The sequence below is a fragment of the Microbacterium sp. GXF7504 genome (assembly GCF_054798235.1).
On sequence record NZ_JBSJZI010000005.1, the window covers coordinates 63,621 to 83,139 of the forward strand.

Genomic DNA, 19,519 nt, shown 5'->3' on the forward strand with positions numbered 1-19,519 from the left:
TGCCGCGACAGCGGTCCTTACGGACTTACTTCTTGTTGCGGCGCTGGTGGCGAGTCTTGCGAAGCAGCTTGCGGTGCTTCTTCTTCGCCATGCGCTTGCGGCGCTTCTTGATGACAGAACCCACGGAAAACCTCGCTATGTCAGGGGTCTGGACGCAGGGAGCCTGCGCCCGGGAACGGGCATACGGAAAAAATGCCTCAGAGCAGTCTAGCCGACGTCGGCGGCAGGACGTTGCACGAGGTCCGCGACCGCGGATTCGGGCACCCGGTAGCTGCGCCCGAAGCGCACCGCGGGCAGTTCTCCGGCGTGCACCATCCGGTAGACCGTCATGCTCGAGACACGCATGATCGCGGCCACCTCCGCAACGGTGAGGAAGCGGACGTCGGGCAGCTCGGCCATGGCGGTTCCCCTCTCGCGGTTGCCCGCAACTCTAGGGTCTCCGCCGGATCCGTGTAAACCGTCGGGTTGGGCGGTCAGGGCCGGGGCAGACGACGCAGCGCGACCGAGACCACGTGGCCGACGGATGCGGCGGCGCGGCCGACCACGTCCGCCGCGGCCGCGGCCTGCGCCGGCAGGGTCACCTGGATACCCTCGATGTCGGAGGCGGCGTCCTGGAACGGCATGAGCCAGTCCTCGACCTCGTCGAGCGGTCCGGCGGACAGGCTGTAATACCGGTGCTGCCCCTCCTCGCGGACCGTGACGAGGTCCGCGTCTCGCAGCACCTTGAGGTGCTTCGAGACGGTCGGCTGGCTGACGCCGAGCTCATGCACGATCTGCGACACGCTCGTGCCGGCGGCAGAGGCAGCGGAGCGTTCCAGCAGCAGCCGCAGGATGTCGCGCCGGGTCGCGTCCGCGATCACGCCGAAGATGTCCGCCATGTGCTTAGGTTAGCCGTGCGCCGCACGCGCGACCATCGACCGAAGGACGGGGCAGGGAAGGAGCGCCGCTGATGACCGGCCAGAACGCGGTCTCGGGCCTCCGCCACCGGATCGCCCTGTGGTGGGACCGTCTCCTCGACGCGATGCGCGGGCTGACGACCTCCTCCCCCGCGCGCTTCGCGATCCTCGTGTTCTCGTCCCTGGTCGCCCTCTTCACGCTGCTGCTGTCGCTGCCGGCGGCCGCGGCGGACGGCACGTGGACCCCGTTCGCCGACGCCCTGTTCACGGCCGTGTCGACCATCTGCGTCACGGGCCTGTCGACCGTGAACATGGGCACCCACTGGTCACCGTTCGGGCACGTGCTCATCTACCTCGGAGTGAACGTGGGCGCCCTGGGCGTCCTCACCCTCGCCTCGATCCTCGGCATGGTCATCTCGAAGCGGCTCGGCCTGCGCGCGAAGCTCCTCGCCGCCGGCGACACCAACCCGCTGCGCATGCACGGCGGCCCGGTGAACGAGGGTCAGACGGTGCGCCTGGGCGAGGTCGCGCTGCTGCTGCGCACGGTCGCCCTCTCCACCGTGGTCATCGAGGCGGGCCTCGCCGTCCTGCTCTACCCCTCCCTGCTCCTCGGCGGCGTCAACCCCATCACCGCCCTCTGGGAAGCGCCGTACTTCGCCGCCATGGCGTTCACGAACACCGGGTTCGTGCCGAACGCGGAGGGCCTCACCCCGTTCGCGAACGACTACATCTTCATGTCGGTGCTCATGGTGGGCGTGTTCCTGGGCTCGATCGGGTTCCCGGTGATCTTCACCCTGTGGCGGCACCAGTGGCACGTGCGGCAGTGGTCGCTGCACGCGAAGCTCACGATCATCACGACCGTGCTGCTCTTCTTCGCCGGGGCGGTCGCGTTCGTCGTGCTCGAGTACGGCAACCCGCTCACCTTCGGTCGGATGGATGCGTGGGACACGACCTTCCAGTCCCTGTTCCTGTCCGCGATGACCCGCTCCGGCGGGTTCAGCGTCATCGACATCGGCGACCTCTACGGCTCGTCGCTGCTCGTCGGGTCCATGCTCATGTTCGTCGGCGGCGGCTCCGCGTCCACGGCGGGCGGCATCAAGGTCACGACCCTCGCGGTGCTCGCGCTCGCGGTGTGGTCGGAGGCGAAGGGGCGTCCCTCCGTGCAGGCGTTCGGCCGCCGCATCCCCTCGGACGTGCAGCGGGTCGCGCTGTCGGTCGTCGCGTGGGGCGCCACGATCGTGGCGCTGTCGACGATCGTGATCGCGCAGATCACGCACGCACCCGTCGACCGGGTGCTGTTCGACGTGGTCTCCGGGTTCGCGACGGTCGGCCTGTCGACGGGCCTCACCGCCACGCTGCCGGATCCGGCGGTGTACGTGCTGGCGGCGACCATGTTCATGGGCCGCGTTGGTACAGTGACACTCGCCGCGGCGGTGGCCGCGGCGACGCGCACGCAGCTGTACTCGCTGCCGGTGGAAAGGCCGATCGTTGGTTGAGCAGATCCGCACCGACGCCCCCGTGCTGGTGATCGGGCTGGGCCGCTTCGGCGCGGCCTGCGCCGGCGAGCTCGACCGGCTCGACCGCGAGGTGCTCGCGATCGACGAGAACCTCGACCTCGTGCAGAAGTGGTCGGAGCGGGTCACGCACACGGTGCAGGCCGACGCGCGCAACTTCGAGGCGCTGAAGCAGATCGGCGCGCAGGACTTCCAGGTCGCGGTGGTCGCCGTCGGCTCGTCCATCGAGGCGTCGGTGCTGATCACGGCCAACCTCGTCGACCTCAAGGTGCCGCAGATCTGGGCGAAGGCGGTGTCGCAGTCGCACGGCAAGATCCTCGCCCGCGTCGGCGCGAACCACGTCATCTACCCCGAGCGGGAGGCCGGCGAGCGCGTCGCGCACCTGGTGTCGGGCAGGATGCTGGACTTCATCCGCTTCGACGACGACTTCGTGCTGGCGAAGATGTACCCGCCCCGCTTCATCCGCGGCGTGGGCCTCAACCAGTCGGGCGTGCGCACGAAGTACAAGGTCACCGTGGTGGGCGTGAAGAGCCCCGGCAAGCCGTTCCGCTACGCCGAGGCGGACACCGTGGTCACCAACCACGACCTCATCATCGTGTCGGGCACCAACAGCGACATCGAGCGGTTCGCCTCGCTCGACCGCTGAGCCGCGTTCCGGCGACGACCGCGGGACGGCCGCCGCCGGACGGCGTCAGGATGCGGCGCGCTCGATGACGTCGGCGACGGCTTCCGGCCGCGACAGGAACGGGGAATGGCTCGTGTCCATCCGCACCACGGTCGACCCCGCCCGCGCGGCGAGCGCCTCCTGCGCCCGCAGCGGGAACACCGCATCCTGTTCGGTGATCACATAGGTCGTCGGCCGCCCGCGCCAGGCGGCCTCGGTCACGGGGTCCCGGAACGCGCGTTCCGACTGCGGCAGCAGCCTCGCGACGGACGCGGTGGCGAGGGGTTCGTCGACGTCGGCGAAGAACAGCGTCCGGGGCGGCGTCGTCGCATCACCGGCGGTGACGAGCGGTGACGCGACGCGCCACCAGTCGGGCGCGACCCCACCGACCGCACCCAGCAGCGACTCGCCCTCCTCGAGCACGAAGGCGGCGATGTAGACGATGTGCTGCACGCGCGGGTCGAGCGCGCCCTGCGTCGTCGGGACACCGCCGTAGGAGTGCGCGACGACCGTGACCGGCCCGTCGATCTCGGAGATCGCAGCCGCGACCGCGTCGGCGTCGTCCTGCATGCCGAGACTGCTCTTGTCCGCCGCATGGACGGTGGGCAGGTCGAGCGTGCGGACGTCCCAGCCACGCTCGGCCAGCACGTTCCGCAAGGGCTCCCAGCACCATGCGCCGTGCCAGGCGCCATGGACGAGCAGCAGGGTTGATCGGGACATCTTCGTTCCTTTCGGTCGACTGGAGTATCGGGGGGCGTGGGACGAAACGAGAACCGGCCTGACGTGCGCGCAGTGGCGTACGGCGAGAAGGAGTGGCGATGGACGCAGACGCGAACGCGGACGTCACCGGCACGACCCGTGGGCTGCCGTCGGGACGCGACTACGACCACTTCTGCGATTCGATCGCGGAGGTCTACATCGGTGTCCGACCGCGACGCCCGGAGAGCGGCCGGTTCGCCGCCGACTTCGCCCTGTACGACCTCGACCCGTTCCATCTGGGGTGGGTCTCGACGCCGGGGGTGTCCGCCCAGCGCGATCGGTCCTCGCTGCGTGCCGTCGCCGACGACGCGGTCTTCCTGAACCACAGCGCGGCCGGGTGGGGGCTCGTCCAGCACGGCAACACCTGGGACGCACCCGCCGGCTCCGCGCTCGTCCTGGACAACGCCGCCTCGTTCACGGTCGTCGCCGATCCGAAGCGCCCGCTGCGGCTGGCCACGCTGCGGATCCCCCGGGAACGGCTCACCGCCCGCACCCGGGCGGCGCTGCCGAGCCTCGACGACCGGCTGAGCGGCACCCGCGAGGGCATGCAGCTCGGCGCCCAGCTGGCGTTGCTGCTGGGCGCCGCCCGTGCGGCGATGCCCGCCGCGGCGCGCGTGATGGGCGAGGCGGTCGTGGAGATGCTGGACGCGTTCTCCGCATCCGAGCCGCGGCACGCGAGCCGGCTGGAGAGCATGCGCCTGTACGCCCAGCACCGGATGCACGACCCCGGCTTCGACCTGTCCGCGCTCGCTCGCGCGTTCCACTGCTCCACACGGACCGTGCAGGCCGAGTTCGCCGCGACCGGCACGACGTTCTCGTCCTGGTTGCGCGAGCGACGACTCGACGCCGCACGCAGCGCCCTGCAGTCACCCGACCGGTCCGACCGGTCGGTGGCCGCGGTCGCCCGTGCGCACGGTTTCGCCGACGTCGGGACCTTCCACCGCGCCTACCGCGCACGGTTCGGTCGCACGCCGGCGGCCGACCGCTGAGCCGCTCTCCGGTGCCGGATCAGGCGCCCGCAGCGAGCTCCTTCGCGCGGGCGAGCGCGGCGTCCGTCGCCGCCGCGAACACCTCGTCGAGGCGGGCGTCCTGCAGCACCGCGATCGCGCGCTCGGTGGTGCCCTTGGGGCTCGTCACGCGACGCCGGAGCTCCGCCGGGTCCTCGCCCGACGCGTCGAGGAGGGCCGCTGCGCCGATGAACGTCTGCTCCGCCATCAGCCGGGCCTGCTCGGCGGTGAAGCCCTTGCCGATCGCGGCGTCGGTGAGCTTCTCGATGAGCAGGAACATGTAGGCGGGGCCCGACCCGGAGATGGTCGACAGTTCGTCGATCTGGTCCTCGGGCACCTCGATGACCGACCCCACGGTCTCGAACAGCCGTCGCACCTCCGCGACGTGCTCCGCCGTCGCGTTCGTGCCGGCGGCGAGACCGGTCACGGCCTTGCCCACCACGGCGGGCGTGTTCGGCATGGACCGGAGCACCACCGCATCCGGTCCGAGGATCCGCTCGAAGGTCGCGATCGTGACGCCCGCCGCGAGGCTCACCACGACGGCGCCCGGCTGCAGCGAGGGCGCGATCTCGGTCAGCAGGTCGGGGACCATCGTCGGCTTCACGCCGATGAGTACGATCCGGGCGGATGCGGCGGCCTCGCGGTTGCCGTCCGGGCGAGACGCCAGGGCGATGCTCGTGACGCCCTCGAGGCCCGCGAGCGCGTCGGCCTTCGCGGCCGTGCGGTTGGTGACGACGACCTCGTCGGCGAGGCCGGAGTCGACGAGGCCGCTGAGGATCGCGCCGCCCATGGAGCCGGCGCCGAGGATCGCGATGGGAGGAAGGGTGCTCATGCCGTCCAACCTACGCGGACCCGGTGCCCCGCGACGGCGCGCGGTCTATCATCGGCCGCGGAGGCACGTGATGACCGGCACCGAAGACACCCTGCAGGACGGACTCGAGGCACGCATCGTGGAGACGGGCCGGATCGCGGCGGCGGTGATCGAACGCCCCGCGCAGGCCCCGCCGGAGCGGACGATCGTGTTCCTCCACGACATGCTCGCCTCGTCGCTGCTGTGGCAGGACCTCCTGGTCGCGCTCCCCGCGGGCGTGCGCGGCGTCGCGGTCGACCTGCGCGGGTTCGGCGACACCGAGAACCTGCCGGTGGACGCCACCCGCGGCCTCGGAGACTTCGCCGACGACCTGCACGCGACCCTGGAGACGCTGGAACTGTCTTCGGTGCACCTGGTCGGCTGGGGGCTCGGCGGCTCGGTCGCGCTGCGGTTCGCGCTCGAGCATCCGGTCCGATCCCTCACGCTCATCGCGCCGTTCTCGCCGTACGGGCTGGGCGGCACGCGCCGTGACGGGTCGCGACTGACCGACGACGACGCCGGCACCGGTGCGGGGCTGTCGAACCCCGAATTCGTTCGGCGACTCATGGGGCGCGACGAGACCGACGAGGCGGAGAGCTCGCCGCGCTCGCTCATCCGCCACGACTTCGTCGCCGACCCGGGCGCCGTCCCGCACGAGGACCTGTGGGTGCAGGCCATGCTCGCCACCTCCACCGCCGGCGGCAACTACCCGGGCGACAGCATCCCCTCCGAGACCTGGCCCGGTTACGCAGCCGGCACCACCGGGGTGCTCAACGCCCTCGCGCCGAGCCGGTGCGACCTGTCGGGGATCGCCGGGATCGACCCGAAGCCGCCGATCCTGTGGGTGCACGGCGAGCTCGACGCGATCGTCTCGGACACGTCGTTCATCGACGTCGACCACCTCGGCGCACTCGGCATCGCCCCCGGCTGGCCGGGCGAGGAGATCGCGCCGGCGCAGCCGATGATCGCCCAGACCCGCGACGTGCTCGACGCCTACCGGCAGGGCGGCGGGCAGGTGCGGGAGCTCGCCCTCCCCCAGATCGGCCACACGCCGCACCTCGAGGCACCGGAGCGGGTGCGGCGCGCGATCCTCGCGCACACCGGCCTCCTCGACGACCCGCCGCCGACCACCGAGCAGATCATCCTGAAGTCCTCGGACTGACTCCTCCCCAGATCGGGCGCGGGCGCGGATGCGGCGGCATCCGGCATCCGTAGACTCATCGCCATGAGTGCTTCCGGTGGTGGCAAGGCGATTCTGGCGGCGTTCGCGGCGAACCTGGGGATCGCGATCGCGAAGTTCATCGCATGGCTCCTGTCGGGGTCGGCGTCGATGCTCGCCGAGGGCATCCACTCGGTCGCCGACTCCGGCAACCAGCTGCTGCTCATGCTCGGCGGCCGGAAGGCCCGGAAGGCAGCCGACAACGAGCATCCGTTCGGGTACGGGCGTGAGCGCTACGTGTACGCGTTCGTGGTGTCGATCATCCTGTTCTCGGTCGGCGGCCTGTTCTCGGTCTACGAGGGCGTCGAGAAGCTCACCCACCCGCACGAGCTGGAGAACGCCTGGCTCCCGATCGCGGTGCTGCTCATCGCGATCGGCCTGGAGTCGTTCTCGCTGCGCACGGCGGTGAAGGAATCGAACCTCGTGCGCCCCAAGGACCAGTCGTGGGTCGCGTTCGTCCGCCGCGCCAAGGCGCCGGAGCTCCCCGTCGTGCTGCTCGAGGACGTCGCGGCGCTCACCGGCCTCGTGTTCGCGCTCCTCGGCGTCGGCCTCACGGTCATCACCGGCGACTCGGTGTTCGACGCGATCGGCACGCTCGCGATCGGTGTGCTGCTCATCCTCGTCGCGATCGTCCTGGGCGTCGAGACGAAGAGCCTCCTCGTCGGCGAGGGGGCCACCGCGACCGACCACGCCGCCATCATGCGGGCGATCAACGCCGGCGACGAGGTCGAGAAGCTCATCCACCTGAAGACCCTCTACCTCGGCCCCGACGAGCTGCTCGTCGCCGCGAAGATCGGCCTCGCCGCGGACAAGCCGCTCGCCGAGGTCGCGGGCGACATCGACACGGTCGAGCGCCGCATCCGCGAGGCCGTGCCGGTGGCCCGCGTCATCTACCTCGAGCCGGACCTGTACCGGCAGCCGCAGCCGTCGCTGCCGACCGAGACGATCATCCTGAAGTCGGAGGACTGAGCATGGAGTACTGCGTCTTCACCGAACCGCAGCAGGGGTTCTCCTACCAGGAGCAGCTCGACTTCGCGCAGACCGCCGAGCGGCTCGGGTTCGACGGGTTCTTCCGCTCCGACCACTACCTGCGGATGGGCGACGGCGACCCGCTCCCCGGCCCCACCGACGCGTGGACGACGCTCGCCGGGCTCGCCCGCGAGACCGCCCGCATCCGGCTCGGCACCCTCGTCTCCTCGGCCACCTTCCGGGTGCCCGGGATCCTCGCGATCCAGGTGGCGCAGGTCGACCGGATGAGCGACGGCCGCATCGAGCTCGGGCTCGGCACCGGCTGGTTCGAGGCGGAGCACACCGCCTACGGCATCCCGTTCCCGCCCCGCCGCTTCGACCTGCTCGAGGAGCAGCTGCAGATCGTCACGGGGCTGTGGTCGACCCCGGAGGGCGAGCCGTTCTCGTTCCACGGCGAGCACTACGACCTCACCGACGCGCCGGCACTCCCCCACCCGGTGCAGTCCCCGGTGCCGCTCATCGTCGGCGGCGGCGGCCCGAAGCGGACCCCGGCGCTCGCGGCCCGGTACGCGACCGAGTTCAACATCGGGTTCCAGCCCGAGGACGTCATCGCCGAGAAGTTCGCGAACGTGCGCGCCGCGTGCGAGCGGATCGGCCGCGACCCGATGGACCTGAAGCTCTCGGTCGCGCTCCCCACGCTCGCCGGGCGCAGCGAGACCGACCTGCGCTGGCGCGCCCAGCACATCGGCGAGGACCTCGACGCGTTCCGGGCGCGCGGCAACATCGTCGGCGGCGCGGACGAGATCGCGGCGAAGGTGCTGCGGCTGCGCGACCTCGGCGCCGAGCGCGTGTACTTCCAGCTGCTCGACATGCGCGACCTCGACCAGCTCGAGTACCTCGGCACCGAGGTGCTGCCGCACCTCCCCCGCGACTGACGGCATCCGAGCGCTTTCGTCGACCGCTCACCTGTCGCGAACGGTGACTTCCGGCGACCACAAGCGACAGGCGAGCGCGGGGATCAGGGGCGGCGGGCCTCGAAGAACGCGCGCAGGAGTGCCGCCGCATCCGTCTCACGCACCCCGCCGACCACCTCGGCCCGGTAGGGCAGCCGTCGGTCGCGGACCACGTCGTACATCGAGCCGGTCGCGCCGGCCTTGTCGTCCCACGCGCCGAACACGAGCCGGCCGACGCGCGCCTGCAGCATCGCCCCGGCGCACATGAGGCACGGCTCGAGCGTGACCACGAGCGTGCAGCCGTCGAGGTTCCAGTCGCCGACGGATGCGGCCGCGGCGCGCATCGCGAGCACCTCGGCGTGCGCGGTGGGATCGGTGGACTCCTCCCGCCGGTTGCGGCCCTCCCCGAGGACGGCGCCGTCGGGACCGAGCACCACGGCACCGACCGGCACCTCGCCGGCGGCCGCCGCATCCGCCGCCAGCTCGAGGGCACGCGCCATCGCGGCGGCGTCTCGGTCGGCGACGGGCAGGCTCACGGCTCCAGCGTAGGCGGACGCGCCTGGCCGGCGACGACGACACCAGGGGTGTTCCGAGGGACGGTGCCCTAGCCTGGTACCCATGCGCCTGCACGTCGCCGACCACCCGCTCATCACCCACAAGCTCTCGGTGCTCCGCGAGCACACGACCCCGTCGCCGGTGTTCCGCCAGCTGACCGAGGAGCTCGTGACCCTGCTCGCCTACGAGGCGACCCGCAACGTGCGCGTCGACGAGATCGAGGTCGTCACCCCCGTCACGACCACGACCGGCGTGAAGCTCAGCGACCCGCGCCCGCTCGTGGTGCCGATCCTCCGTGCCGGCCTCGGGATGCTGGAGGGCATGGTCAAGCTGATCCCGACCGCCGAGGTCGGGTTCCTCGGCATGCTCCGCGACGAGGAGACGCTGCAGCCGGCGACCTACGCCGAACGCCTGCCCGACGACCTCAGCGACCGCCAGTGCTTCGTGCTCGACCCGATGCTCGCCACCGGCGGCTCGCTCGGCGCCGCGATCGAGTTCCTCTTCACGCGCGGCGCGCAGGACGTCACCGCGGTGTGCCTCCTCGGCGCCCCGGAGGGCGTCGCGGCGATCGAGAAGCAGGTCGCGGGCCGTGACGTGACCCTCGTGCTCGGCGCGCTCGACGAGCGGCTCAACGAGAAGGGCTACATCGTGCCCGGTCTCGGCGACGCCGGCGACCGCCTCTACGGCACCGTCTGACCCACCCGCGCCCCGCGCCCCGCGCGGGCGCTGAAACTGCATCTGCGCGACGAGACTGCATCCATTGTCAGCAGTCTCGTCGCGCAGTTGCAGTCTCGCGGCCCGATCGGGGGTCAGGCGCCGACGAGCGTCGCGAAGGCGCTGAGGCGTGCGACGCCCTCGGGGGTGCGCGGCAGGTCGTCGAGCAGCCCGGGCGAGTACAGCACGTACGCGGTGTGCTGCGCGCGCGAGATCGCCACGTTCAGGCGGTTCTGCAGCAGCAGGAACTCCAGTCCCCGGGGTGCGTCGCGACCCGAGGATGCCGCGAGGCTGACGATCGCGACGACCGCCTCCTGCCCCTGGAACCGGTCGACCGTGCCGACCCGCACCCCGTCGATGCCGGCGGCGGCGAGCGCCTCCTCGACCATCACCTGCTGCGCGTTGTAGGGGGTGACCACGATCACGTCGGCCGTCGTCAGCGGCCGCGGCGGGTCGGTGACGACGCCTCCGTCGCGCTCGTCCGCATCCGTCCAGGTGCGCCCGAGCACGTCACGGACGATCCGCACCACCTCGGCGGCCTCCTCCGGCGACTGCACCGCGTTGCCCCGGTGCGCGACCGGGACCGCGTGCACACCCGGCTCGACGCCCTCGAGCACGCGGTGCGCGGTGACCGGCGCCGCCTCGAGCTCCCCCGCGTAGGAGAGCACCGACACGGGGGCGGCGACCTCCGGCCGCATCCGCCACGTGCGGGCGAGGAAGTACCCGCGATCGGGGTCGATGACCGGCTCGTCGCCCATCACCCAGCCGAGCGCGGACGTGTCGACCGGCTCGGGATGCGTGCCCTGACTCACCTGCGGCAGCTGCTGCGGGTCGCCGAGCAGCAGCAGCCGCCGCGCGGAGATCGCGACCGCGACGGTCGAGGCGAGCGAGAACTGCCCGGCCTCGTCGATCACGAGCAGGTCGAGGCTGCCGCGCGCGACCCGCTGCGGGTGCGCGAAGTCCCACGCCGTGCCCCCGACCACGAACCCGCCGGGACGGTCCGCGACGAACTGCGCGAGCCCGTTCTTCGGCACCGGGGTGAACGACGTCTTCGCGGCCGGATCCTTCGGCGCCTTCCCGACCTTCTCGGCCGGGACACCCGCCGCGACCACCCGGTCGAGCATGTTCTCGACCACCGCGTGCGACTGCGCGACCACCCCGACCCGGAACCCGTGCTCCTGCACGAGCGTCGCGATCACGTGCGACCCGACGTGGGTCTTGCCGGTGCCGGGAGGGCCCTGCACCGCGAGGTAGCTGCGGTCGAGGTCCAGGATGCTGCGGACGATGTCGTCGACGTCGCCCTCACCCCGCGCGAGCCCGGCTCGGGTGCGCGGCGGTCGGCGGAGGAGGATGTCGGTCGCCGGGTCCTCCGGGAAGTCCGGCGCGGCGTCGATGAGGCCGTCCGCCCACACGTCGATCGCGGACTGCTGCTGCCCGGCGTTCGGCGGGGACGGCGGCGTGAGGGCGAACGGCAGCGGATCCCAGGTCTCGCCGTCCACCGCGTTCTCCTGCACGACGGCGCCGTCCTCCAGCACCTCGACGACCGTGACCTGTCGGGCGCCGTGGATCCAGCGGGGCGACGGCGCGTACGGGAACGGCGCCGGCAGCTCGTACAGCACGAACGGCTGCGACCCCTCCGACAGCCGGGTGCCGGGTGCGAGCTCGCCGCGCAGTTCGACGAGCCGGCGGAACACCCGCTGCCCGTCGGGACGGTGCCACTGCTCGCGCACGGACGAGCGCGCCGGGTCGACGACCACGACGTCGCGGGTCTGCTCCCAGAGCGAGACCGGCTCGCGCAGGCGCAGGAAGTGCCCGGCCCAGAACGTCTTCGCCTCGCGCGGGTAGTAGTCGATCGCCGCGGCGGCGAGCCGCAGCGCGACCGCGTCCGGATCGGCATCCGGCGTGACCGCGCCGGGTGCCGCCGGGGCGGGCGCGGCGGCCGCGGCGAGCCGGGTGAGCGCGAGCGCCCGGGGCGAGGGCTCGTAGACGAACTCGGCCGAGTCCGGCGCGAGCGAGGGCATGAGCCCGGCCTCGCGGGCACGGTCCACGAGCCAGTCGCGCAGCCGCAGCGTCGAGACGCAGTCGTCGCGGTTGTACTCGGCGAGGTCGTCGAGGATCGCCTGCGCGCCCGCCTCGTCGCCGGCGTCGCACAGCATCCGCGCCTCGACGTACCGGACGATCGAGTCGTCGCCGCGCTGCACGTCGCTCGTGCGCACGTCGTCGCCCATGTACAGCGGTTCGAGCTTCTTGATCGAGTACGACCGCGACCCGACCCGCAGCGCACGGCGCACGATCGGGTACAGGTCGACGAACACGCCCTCGCGCAGCAGCCGGTCGAGCTCCGACTCCCGCGTGCCGTACCGACCCGCCATCTCCAGCAGGTGCGCGGGCTCGTACGGGGCGTAGTGGTAGACGTGCATGCCCGGGTTCGTGCGCCGCAGCAGCGTCACCATGTCGATGAACCGTTCGAACGCCTGCTTCTCGCCCGCGAAGTCGTGCGCCCACAGCGTGCCGTACCGGCTCGCGCTGTCGACCCAGCCGAAAAGGTACTCGATGCCCCAGACGCCCGCGTCGCCCTCGGTGTAGAGCGGGTCGCCCTCGAAGTCGAAGAACAGGTCGCCCGGATCGCGGCGCGGGAGCCCGGCGAGCGCGGCCGGCAGCGCCACCTCGTACTCCGGCACGGGCGGCCGCCCGGCGGGGGCCTCGCCCGGCTCCGGGACGCCTGCCGGGCTCGCGAGCTGCAGCCGCGCCTGCTCACGCAGCCCCTCGAAGACCTCGGCGCGCATGCCCTCCGGCGCGCCCGGGGACGCGGCGAGCGCATCGATCGTGGTGACGCCGGCGTCGCGCAGCCGCTGGCGCTGCACCGGCCGCATCCCGGCCACGAGGAGCAGGTCGCGGGATGCCACGACCTCCTGCTCGCAGGTGGGGCAGCGCCCGCACGCGAGCACCTGCAGGTCGCCCCGCGCGTCGCCCCAGGCGATCGGGGTGCCCGCGGCGCCGTCGACGATCCGCCGGTCCGCGATGAGGTCGGCGAGGCGCCGGCGGCGGAGCCGGAACACCGGCAGCAGGTCGGCGACCGCATGGGTGCTCGTGCTGCCGTCGCCGAGCAGCAGGTCGACCGCACCGCTGCGCGGCACCGTCAGCAGGTCGAGCTGGTCGACGTAGGCCGCGAGCTGCATGAGGGCGGTGACACGCGCGTGCCGTGCCAGCTTCGTGTCCTGCACCCGCCACGGCGAACCGGGTGCCGCGTGGTCGCGGACGAGGAAGTCGGCGAACCCGACGAACTCCTCGGTCGCGAACGCGGCCTGGTACAGCACCTCGACGGCGGGGTCGGCGAGCGCCGCCCGCGTCGCCGCCACCGCCGCGGACATCGCCGCGTCGTCGGTCGACCGGGTCTCGGGGATCTCGACGACCGCGTCGCCGAACCGCTCCCGGTACCGGGCGAGCACGCGCAGCTCGTGCGCAGTGCCGAGCCGGCCCGCGCGCTCGAGGGTCGGGTCCTCCGGGTCGGGGACGGCGGGGATGCGGCCGAGTTTCGCGTCGATGGCCCGCAGCCACGCGAACTCGCACTCCGCCGCGGCCTTCAGGTCGCTCGCGCTCCACACCACCCGCGCGTCGCGTCCGGCCGCCGCCTCGATGTACCGCATCCGTCCCCTTTCCCTCCGACCCTACCGACCGGTCCCGACACGGCACCGGGGCCCTACGACGGATGCGGCGGCGGGGCAAGGGGTGCGCCCGACCCGGCGGCACCGGCGGGCGGGGTGCAAGACTGTGGGGGTGAGCGATCTCCCGTTCGACAGTGTCTACCGCCACGGGTTCGCGCGCGTCGCCGCGTGCACGGTCCCGGTCCGCGTCGCCGACCCCGCGGCCAACGCCGCCTCGGTGCTGGCCGAGGCCCGGCTGTGCGACGCGGACGGCGTCGCCGTGGCGCTCTTCCCGGAGCTCTGCCTCTCCGGCTACGCGATCGAGGACCTCGTGCTCCAGGACGCCCTCCTGGACGCGGTCGTCGTCGCGGTCGAGGAGCTCGTGGCCGCATCCGTCGACCTCATGCCGATGCTCGTGGTCGGGGCGCCCCTGCGCCACCGCAACCGGATCTACAACTGCGCCGTCGTGATCCACCGCGGCGAGGTGCTCGGCGTCGCCCCCAAGGCCTACCTGCCGACGTACCGCGAGTTCTACGAGCGCCGCTGGTACGCCCCCGGCGACGACATCCGTGGCGACGACATCCGCATCGGATCGACGTACGCGCCGTTCGGCACCGACCTGCTGTTCGAGGCGATCGACGTGCCCGGCCTCGTCGTGCACGCCGAGGTGTGCGAGGACATGTGGGTGCCGATCCCGCCGTCCGCGGAGGCCGCGCTCGCCGGCGCCACGGTCCTGCTGAACCTCAGCGGCAGCCCCATCACGATCGGTCGTGCCGACGACCGGCACCTGCTGGCGAAGTCGCAGTCGCTCCGGGGCCTGGCCGCATACGCGTACGCCGCGGGCGGCGCGGGCGAGTCCACGAACGACGTCTCGTGGGACGGCCAGACCATGATCTACGAGGCCGGCGGCCTGCTGGCCGAGACGGAGCGGTTCCCCGACGGTCCGCGCCGGAGCCTCGCCGACGTCGACCTCGACCTCCTCGTGCAGGAGCGGCTGCGGCAGGGCACGTTCGACGACAACCGCCGCACGCACGCCGCACGCACCGACGCCTTCCGGACGGTCCACTTCCGGGTCGACCCGCCGGCGCGCGACCTCGGGCTCTCCCGGGCGCTCGACCGGTTCCCGTTCGTGCCGGACGACCCGGCACGGCTCGCGCAGGACTGCTACGAGGCGTTCAACATCCAGGTGTCGGGGCTCGAGCAGCGGCTGCGCGCGATCGGTCAGCCCAAGCCCGTCATCGGCGTCTCCGGCGGCCTCGACTCGACCCACGCGCTGCTGGTCGTGGCGCGCGCGATGGACCGGATGGGACGCCCGCGCAGCGACATCCTCGCGTACACGATGCCCGGGTTCGCCACGAGCGACCACACGAAGTCGAACGCCGTCGCCCTCGCCGAGGCGATCGGGGCGACCGTCGAGACGATCGACATCCGCCCGGCCGCCACCGAGCTGCTCACCGGCATCGGGCATCCCGCGGCGCAGGGCGAGAAGCAGTACGACGTCACCTACGAGAACGTGCAGGCCGGCGTCCGCACCGACTTCCTGTTCCGGCTCGCGAACCACCTGGGCGGCATCGTCATCGGCACCTCCGACCTGTCCGAGCTCGCCCTCGGCTGGGCGACCTACGGCGTCGGCGACCACATGAGCCACTACGCCGTGAACGTCGGCGTGCCGAAGACCCTCATCCAGCACCTCATCCGCTGGGTCATCGCCGCGGGCGAGGGCGTGGACGAGGCCACCGCGGCCGTGCTGCAGTCGGTGCTCGACACCGAGATCAGCCCCGAGCTGGTGCCGGCCGGCGAGGACGGCAAGGTGCAGTCCACGCAGGACACGATCGGCCCCTACGCCCTGCACGACTTCACCCTCGCCCACGTGCTCCGCTACGGTTTCCGTCCCTCGAAGATCGCGTTCCTCGCGACCCGGGCGTGGGCGGACCCCGACCTCGGCACCTGGCCCGCCGGGTTCCCCGACGACGAGCGGTACGCCTACGACGAGGAGACCGTCGTGAAGTGGCTCAAGGTGTTCCTGCGCCGCTACTTCGGGTTCGCGCAGTTCAAGCGCAGCGCCCTGCCGAACGGCCCGAAGGTCGCGGCCGCCGGGTCGCTGTCGCCGCGCGGCGACTGGCGGGCCCCGAGCGACGGCAACGCCACCGCGTGGCTCGCCGAGCTCGACGCCGCGCTCCCCCAGTACGCGGACTGACGGTACGCCGGCTGCGCAGAACTCAGGACGGATGCCGCCGACCACCCGGAAACCGCGGCCTCCGGCCCCGCCCACGCGGGATGTCCTGAGTTCTGCACACACCGACCGCCACGGATGCGGCAGAGTAGCCCACGACGAAAGGACCCCCATGCCCCGGATCGGCCGCAGTGCCCTCGACGTCTTCCCGCTCTCGCTCGGCGGCAACGTGTTTGGCTGGACCGCCGACCGCGACGCGTCGTTCGCGATCCTCGACGCCTACCGCGCGGGCGGCGGGAACTTCGTCGACACGGCCGACTCGTACAGCGCGTGGGTGCCCGGGCATTCCGGCGGCGAGAGCGAACGGCTCATCGGCGAGTGGCTGGCCTCCCGGAAGCCCGCGGACATGGTGGTCGCCACGAAGGTGAGCCGCCATCCGGAGTTCCCCGGGCTGTCCCCGAAGAACGTGCGCGCCGCCGCTGAAGCATCGCTGCGCCGGCTCGGCGTCGAGGCGATCGACCTGTACTACGCCCACTACGACGACCCGGACGTGCCGATCGAGGAGATCGTGGGCGGGTTCGCCGACCTCGTGAACGACGGACTCGTGCGCTACACCGCCGTGTCCAACGTCACCGCCGAGCGCATCCGTTCGTGGATCTCGCTCGCGCAGGCCGGCGGCGGCGACCTGCCGGTGGCGGTGCAGCCCCACTACAACCTCGTGCACCGCAACGAGGTGGAGGAGCGGATCATCCCGCTCGCCGAGGAGCACGATCTCGCCGTCATCCCCTACTATGCCCTCGCCGCGGGGTTCCTCACCGGCAAGTACCGCTCGGCGGAGACCTCCGGCCAGGCCTCACCGCGCGCGAAGGGCGCCGTCAAGTACGCGACGCCGCAGGGCCTCGCGATCGTCGACGCGCTCGAGCGGATCGGCGCCGCCCACGGCGTCTCGGTCGCGGCGACCGCGATCGCCTGGCTGCGGGCGCAGCCGGCCGTGGTGGCGCCGATCGCGAGCGCGTCACGGGTGGAGCAGGTGCAGGACCTGCTCGACGGCGCGCGCACCGACCTCACGGTCGACGAGATCGCCGAGCTCGACCGGATCTCCGCCTGGACTCCCGGCGCCTGAGCGCCGACTACGCTCGGAGGGTGAGTTTCCCTCCTGACGACAACAGCAACAAGCCGTCCCCGGCACGCATCGGGATCTGGCTCGTCGTGGGCGCCGTGGGCGTCTTCATGCTCGTTTCGGGCATCATCGGCATCGTCACGGGAGGGAACTGACATGCGCCTGCTGGTCGCGGCACTGGCCTCGGAGATCCAGGCCTTCCCGGAGGAGCTCGACGGATTCGACATCCTCGTCACCGGTCTCGGCAAGCTGCAGGCCGCCGTCGGGCTCGACGAGGCCCTGCTGGCGAAGGACTACGAGGAGGTCGTCGTCGTCGGCACCGCCGGCTGCCTCGACCCCGACCTCGAGGGCGAGGTGCACGAGGTGACCGCCGCGCTGCAGCACGACGTCGCAGACCTCGACGGCGTCGTCGGCCGACACGTGGCACTCCCCGAGCGGGTGGGCGGTCACGACGCGGTCGTCATCGCCACCGGTGACCGGTTCATCGACGACGCGGATGCGGTGGCGCACATCCGGTCGCTCGGGGCCACCCTCGTCGACATGGAGACCTACGCGTACTTCTGGGTCGCGGAGCGCCGCGGCGTCCCGATCCGCGTCTTCAAGGCGATCTCGGACAAGGCGCAGGACGGCGCGACGACGCTCTGGGACGAGGTCGTCGGCACCTGCAGCGGCTGGCTGCGCGAGCGCGTGCGCACCGAGTACGGCGTCTGAGGACGGTCAGATCCCCGGTTCGGGGACGCCCACGAGGTCGTCGGCCTTCTTGCCCTTCTTGGAGCGGCGGCGCGCGCTGAGGTCGACGACAGCGATGATGAACGCGACCGACAGGAACAGCGCGACCGTCAGCATCCCGTAGCCGTACGCGTCGTGGAACACCGCCGCATCCGCCTGCCCGTCGCCCGCGCCCTCGCGGTAGATCGTGGCGTAGAAGAGGGCGAGTGCGATCGCGGTGCCGACCGCCGTGCCGATCCGCTGACCGAGCTGACCGACCGAACCTGCGATGCCGCCGCGCTTGACCGGGATGTCGGCGAGCGTGAGCGTCTGGTTCGGGGAGATGACGAACCCGCCGCCGAAGCCGCCGACGACCATGACCGCCGCCATCACGTAGATCGTGATGTCGTCGGGCACGAACAGGGCGGAGGCCACGAGTCCGACGGTGCAGGCGAGCACGAGCACGAGCCCCCACACCACGACCTTGCGGCCGAACCGCGACACGAGCCGCCCGCCGTACCAGGAGGCGACGGCGCTCACGAGCGCGAAGCCGATGCTGACCATCCCGGCGTACACGGCCGGGATGCCGAGCCCGGTCTGCAGGTAGAGCGTGGTGAGCAGGAACAGCGACGGCGCCGCGGCGAAGTACGCGACCTGCAGCAGCGTGCCGTTGCGGTACGAGGCGATCCGGAAGAGCTTCAACGGGATGAGCGGCGACTTGCCGGATGCGGCGTAGTGGCGCTCCCAGGCGAAGAAGCCGCCGGCGAAGAGCACGAACGCGACGAGCAGCCACCAGCGCCGCGGGTCGTCGTCGGGGGAACCGGTCGTGAACAGGAACGGCACGAGGAGCGACGTGACGGTCAGCGCGAACAGCACGAGCCCGAACGGGTCGAGCTGGATGCGGCGGTGCGACTTCGTGCGGGTCTGCGGCAGCATCCACACCGCCAGTGCGATCACGACGAGTCCGAGCGGGAGGTTCATCCAGAAGGTCCAGCGCCACCCGTCGACCGGGCCGCCCACCGCGATGAGGAGCCCGCCGAGGGTCGGTCCGAACGCGGTGGCGATGCCGATCGTGGCGCCGAACAGGCCGAAGGCGCGGGCGCGTTCCTCGCCCTGGAAGAGCTGCTGGATGAGGCCGAGCACCTGCGGCATCTGGATGCCGGCGGCCATGCCCTGCACGAGCCGGGCGATCAGCAGGATCTCGATGCTGGGCGCGAGGGCGCACGCCGCGCTGGCGAGCGTGAAGATCGACAGGCCGATGAGGAACAGGGCCCGCCGGGAGCGCTGGTCGCCGAGGCGGCCCATCGGGACGAGGAAGAGCCCGAACGTGAGGACGTACCCGGAGACGATGAGCTGCAGCTGGGTGGAGCCGGCGCCGAACGCGCTCTCGATGGAGGGCAGCGCGACGTTGACCTTCGACAGGTCCAGGATCGTGATGGCGGCGACGGAGACGCAGACCGCGAACGCCTGCCAGCGACGGCGCGGCGGGAGCGGGATGTCGCGGGTGACCGGTGCGGCGCCCGTCGCGGGTCGTCGCAGCTCGGGCCCGTCAGTCACGCGAACCCCGGAACAGACCGCGGAGGATGAGGAAGACGACGAGCGCGACCACCGCGACGATGACGAGCTTGAACACGAACGCCAGCAGCGAGAAGAGCACGTTCACGAGGAACCAGGCGATGACGATCGCGACGACGACGCCGAGCACGGTCCAGACGGTGTTCTTGTTCACAGCCTCAGCCTAGGAGGTCCGGCGATCGGTGCGGGGGCGGTTGCG

20 protein-coding genes are annotated in these 19,519 nt (G+C 72.0%); 11 read left to right on the top strand and 9 right to left on the bottom strand.

Translation table 11 applies throughout. From position 1 onward, the window contains the following. Window positions 1–25: 25 nt before the first annotated feature. The 3 genes from ACWAUO_RS12705 to ACWAUO_RS12715 all read right to left on the bottom strand — a co-directional run bounded on the left by ACWAUO_RS12705 (window position 26) and on the right by ACWAUO_RS12715 (window position 878). Complete coding sequence (locus ACWAUO_RS12705; protein ID WP_003792170.1) at window positions 26–124, bottom strand: 30S ribosomal protein bS22; 99 nt, start codon at window positions 122–124, stop codon at window positions 26–28. 83 nt (window positions 125–207) lie between these two features. Continuing rightward, the gene (locus ACWAUO_RS12710; protein WP_460775904.1) at window positions 208–399 is read right to left on the bottom strand and encodes a helix-turn-helix domain-containing protein; all 192 of its coding nucleotides are present in this window, start codon (window positions 397–399) and stop codon (window positions 208–210) included. A 74-nt stretch (window positions 400–473) separates the two neighbouring features. After that, window positions 474–878, bottom strand: a complete 405-nt coding sequence (locus ACWAUO_RS12715) for an ArsR/SmtB family transcription factor (RefSeq protein ID WP_460775906.1) — start codon at window positions 876–878, stop codon at window positions 474–476. A gap of 143 nt (window positions 879–1,021) precedes the next feature. On the opposite strand from ACWAUO_RS12715, the gene ACWAUO_RS12720 reads away from it, so the two are divergent. Together ACWAUO_RS12720 and ACWAUO_RS12725 are read left to right on the top strand one after the other, a co-directional pair. Next, complete coding sequence (locus ACWAUO_RS12720; protein ID WP_460776231.1) at window positions 1,022–2,392, top strand: TrkH family potassium uptake protein; 1,371 nt, start codon at window positions 1,022–1,024, stop codon at window positions 2,390–2,392. Then, window positions 2,385–3,056, top strand: a complete 672-nt coding sequence (locus tag ACWAUO_RS12725) for a potassium channel family protein (RefSeq protein WP_460775907.1) — start codon at window positions 2,385–2,387, stop codon at window positions 3,054–3,056. Before ACWAUO_RS12720 ends, ACWAUO_RS12725 begins: the two co-directional genes overlap by 8 nt. A gap of 45 nt (window positions 3,057–3,101) precedes the next feature. Here ACWAUO_RS12725 and ACWAUO_RS12730 read toward each other — a convergent pair whose 3' ends face one another. Next, window positions 3,102–3,794: an alpha/beta hydrolase gene (locus ACWAUO_RS12730; protein WP_460775909.1), complete on the bottom strand. Its 693-nt coding sequence runs from the start codon at window positions 3,792–3,794 to the stop codon at window positions 3,102–3,104. Window positions 3,795–3,892: 98 nt separating this feature from the next. Between ACWAUO_RS12730 and ACWAUO_RS12735 the strand changes: the two genes are divergently transcribed. Then, a complete protein-coding gene (locus tag ACWAUO_RS12735) occupies window positions 3,893–4,822 on the top strand; it encodes an AraC family transcriptional regulator (RefSeq protein ID WP_460775911.1) in 930 nt (309 codons plus the stop codon). A gap of 19 nt (window positions 4,823–4,841) precedes the next feature. Here ACWAUO_RS12735 and proC read toward each other — a convergent pair whose 3' ends face one another. After that, window positions 4,842–5,672 (bottom strand): pyrroline-5-carboxylate reductase, encoded by an 831-nt coding sequence (gene proC / locus ACWAUO_RS12740; RefSeq protein ID WP_460775913.1) that lies wholly within the window; start codon window positions 5,670–5,672, stop codon window positions 4,842–4,844. A 70-nt stretch (window positions 5,673–5,742) separates the two neighbouring features. On the opposite strand from proC, the gene ACWAUO_RS12745 reads away from it, so the two are divergent. From ACWAUO_RS12745 to ACWAUO_RS12755, 3 genes are all read left to right on the top strand, one after another. Further along, window positions 5,743–6,852, top strand: a complete 1,110-nt coding sequence (locus ACWAUO_RS12745) for an alpha/beta hydrolase (protein WP_460775914.1) — start codon at window positions 5,743–5,745, stop codon at window positions 6,850–6,852. Between the two features lie 63 nt (window positions 6,853–6,915). Then, window positions 6,916–7,878 (top strand): cation diffusion facilitator family transporter, encoded by a 963-nt coding sequence (locus ACWAUO_RS12750; protein ID WP_460775916.1) that lies wholly within the window; start codon window positions 6,916–6,918, stop codon window positions 7,876–7,878. A gap of 2 nt (window positions 7,879–7,880) precedes the next feature. Next, on the top strand, window positions 7,881–8,813 hold the full coding sequence (locus ACWAUO_RS12755) for an LLM class F420-dependent oxidoreductase (RefSeq protein ID WP_460775917.1): 933 nt from the start codon (window positions 7,881–7,883) through the stop codon (window positions 8,811–8,813). A gap of 83 nt (window positions 8,814–8,896) precedes the next feature. Here ACWAUO_RS12755 and ACWAUO_RS12760 read toward each other — a convergent pair whose 3' ends face one another. Beyond that, on the bottom strand, window positions 8,897–9,331 hold the full coding sequence (locus ACWAUO_RS12760; protein ID WP_460776232.1) for a nucleoside deaminase: 435 nt from the start codon (window positions 9,329–9,331) through the stop codon (window positions 8,897–8,899). A 118-nt stretch (window positions 9,332–9,449) separates the two neighbouring features. On the opposite strand from ACWAUO_RS12760, the gene upp reads away from it, so the two are divergent. After that, window positions 9,450–10,082 carry a uracil phosphoribosyltransferase gene (gene upp, locus ACWAUO_RS12765; RefSeq protein ID WP_460775919.1) on the top strand — a complete coding sequence of 211 codons (633 nt, stop codon included), beginning with the start codon at window positions 9,450–9,452 and terminating at the stop codon, window positions 10,080–10,082. Between the two features lie 113 nt (window positions 10,083–10,195). On the opposite strand, the gene ACWAUO_RS12770 is transcribed toward upp, so the two are convergent. Next, window positions 10,196–13,747: a TM0106 family RecB-like putative nuclease gene (locus ACWAUO_RS12770; RefSeq protein ID WP_460775921.1), complete on the bottom strand. Its 3,552-nt coding sequence runs from the start codon at window positions 13,745–13,747 to the stop codon at window positions 10,196–10,198. A 130-nt stretch (window positions 13,748–13,877) separates the two neighbouring features. Here ACWAUO_RS12770 and ACWAUO_RS12775 point away from each other — a divergent pair, with 130 nt between their 5' ends. The 4 genes from ACWAUO_RS12775 to ACWAUO_RS12790 all read left to right on the top strand — a co-directional run bounded on the left by ACWAUO_RS12775 (window position 13,878) and on the right by ACWAUO_RS12790 (window position 17,748). Next, window positions 13,878–15,941 (top strand): NAD(+) synthase, encoded by a 2,064-nt coding sequence (locus ACWAUO_RS12775; protein WP_460775922.1) that lies wholly within the window; start codon window positions 13,878–13,880, stop codon window positions 15,939–15,941. Between the two features lie 148 nt (window positions 15,942–16,089). Then, window positions 16,090–17,040 carry an aldo/keto reductase gene (locus ACWAUO_RS12780; RefSeq protein ID WP_460775923.1) on the top strand — a complete coding sequence of 317 codons (951 nt, stop codon included), beginning with the start codon at window positions 16,090–16,092 and terminating at the stop codon, window positions 17,038–17,040. 20 nt (window positions 17,041–17,060) lie between these two features. Continuing rightward, complete coding sequence (locus tag ACWAUO_RS12785; RefSeq protein ID WP_460775925.1) at window positions 17,061–17,192, top strand: hypothetical protein; 132 nt, start codon at window positions 17,061–17,063, stop codon at window positions 17,190–17,192. Window position 17,193: 1 nt separating this feature from the next. After that, the gene (locus tag ACWAUO_RS12790) at window positions 17,194–17,748 is read left to right on the top strand and encodes a phosphorylase family protein (protein ID WP_460775926.1); all 555 of its coding nucleotides are present in this window, start codon (window positions 17,194–17,196) and stop codon (window positions 17,746–17,748) included. A 6-nt stretch (window positions 17,749–17,754) separates the two neighbouring features. On the opposite strand, the gene ACWAUO_RS12795 is transcribed toward ACWAUO_RS12790, so the two are convergent. Together ACWAUO_RS12795 and ACWAUO_RS12800 are read right to left on the bottom strand one after the other, a co-directional pair. After that, a complete protein-coding gene (locus ACWAUO_RS12795) occupies window positions 17,755–19,302 on the bottom strand; it encodes an MFS transporter (protein WP_460775928.1) in 1,548 nt (515 codons plus the stop codon). Further along, window positions 19,295–19,474: a hypothetical protein gene (locus ACWAUO_RS12800; protein ID WP_460775929.1), complete on the bottom strand. Its 180-nt coding sequence runs from the start codon at window positions 19,472–19,474 to the stop codon at window positions 19,295–19,297. Before ACWAUO_RS12800 ends, ACWAUO_RS12795 begins: the two co-directional genes overlap by 8 nt. Window positions 19,475–19,519 lie beyond the last annotated feature (45 nt).

Coding starts and splice junctions, on each gene's coding strand:
- ACWAUO_RS12710 (WP_460775904.1), bottom strand. CDS start 399: ATGGCCGAGCTGCCCGACGTCCGCTTCCTCACCGTTGCGGAGGTGGCC.
- ACWAUO_RS12715 (WP_460775906.1), bottom strand. CDS start 878: ATGGCGGACATCTTCGGCGTGATCGCGGACGCGACCCGGCGCGACATC.
- ACWAUO_RS12720 (WP_460776231.1), top strand. CDS start 1,022: ATGCGCGGGCTGACGACCTCCTCCCCCGCGCGCTTCGCGATCCTCGTG.
- ACWAUO_RS12730 (WP_460775909.1), bottom strand. CDS start 3,794: ATGTCCCGATCAACCCTGCTGCTCGTCCATGGCGCCTGGCACGGCGCA.
- ACWAUO_RS12735 (WP_460775911.1), top strand. CDS start 3,893: ATGGACGCAGACGCGAACGCGGACGTCACCGGCACGACCCGTGGGCTG.
- proC (WP_460775913.1), bottom strand. CDS start 5,672: ATGAGCACCCTTCCTCCCATCGCGATCCTCGGCGCCGGCTCCATGGGC.
- ACWAUO_RS12745 (WP_460775914.1), top strand. CDS start 5,743: ATGACCGGCACCGAAGACACCCTGCAGGACGGACTCGAGGCACGCATC.
- ACWAUO_RS12750 (WP_460775916.1), top strand. CDS start 6,916: ATGAGTGCTTCCGGTGGTGGCAAGGCGATTCTGGCGGCGTTCGCGGCG.
- ACWAUO_RS12755 (WP_460775917.1), top strand. CDS start 7,881: ATGGAGTACTGCGTCTTCACCGAACCGCAGCAGGGGTTCTCCTACCAG.
- ACWAUO_RS12760 (WP_460776232.1), bottom strand. CDS start 9,331: ATGGCGCGTGCCCTCGAGCTGGCGGCGGATGCGGCGGCCGCCGGCGAG.
- upp (WP_460775919.1), top strand. CDS start 9,450: ATGCGCCTGCACGTCGCCGACCACCCGCTCATCACCCACAAGCTCTCG.
- ACWAUO_RS12770 (WP_460775921.1), bottom strand. CDS start 13,747: ATGCGGTACATCGAGGCGGCGGCCGGACGCGACGCGCGGGTGGTGTGG.
- ACWAUO_RS12780 (WP_460775923.1), top strand. CDS start 16,090: ATGCCCCGGATCGGCCGCAGTGCCCTCGACGTCTTCCCGCTCTCGCTC.
- ACWAUO_RS12790 (WP_460775926.1), top strand. CDS start 17,194: ATGCGCCTGCTGGTCGCGGCACTGGCCTCGGAGATCCAGGCCTTCCCG.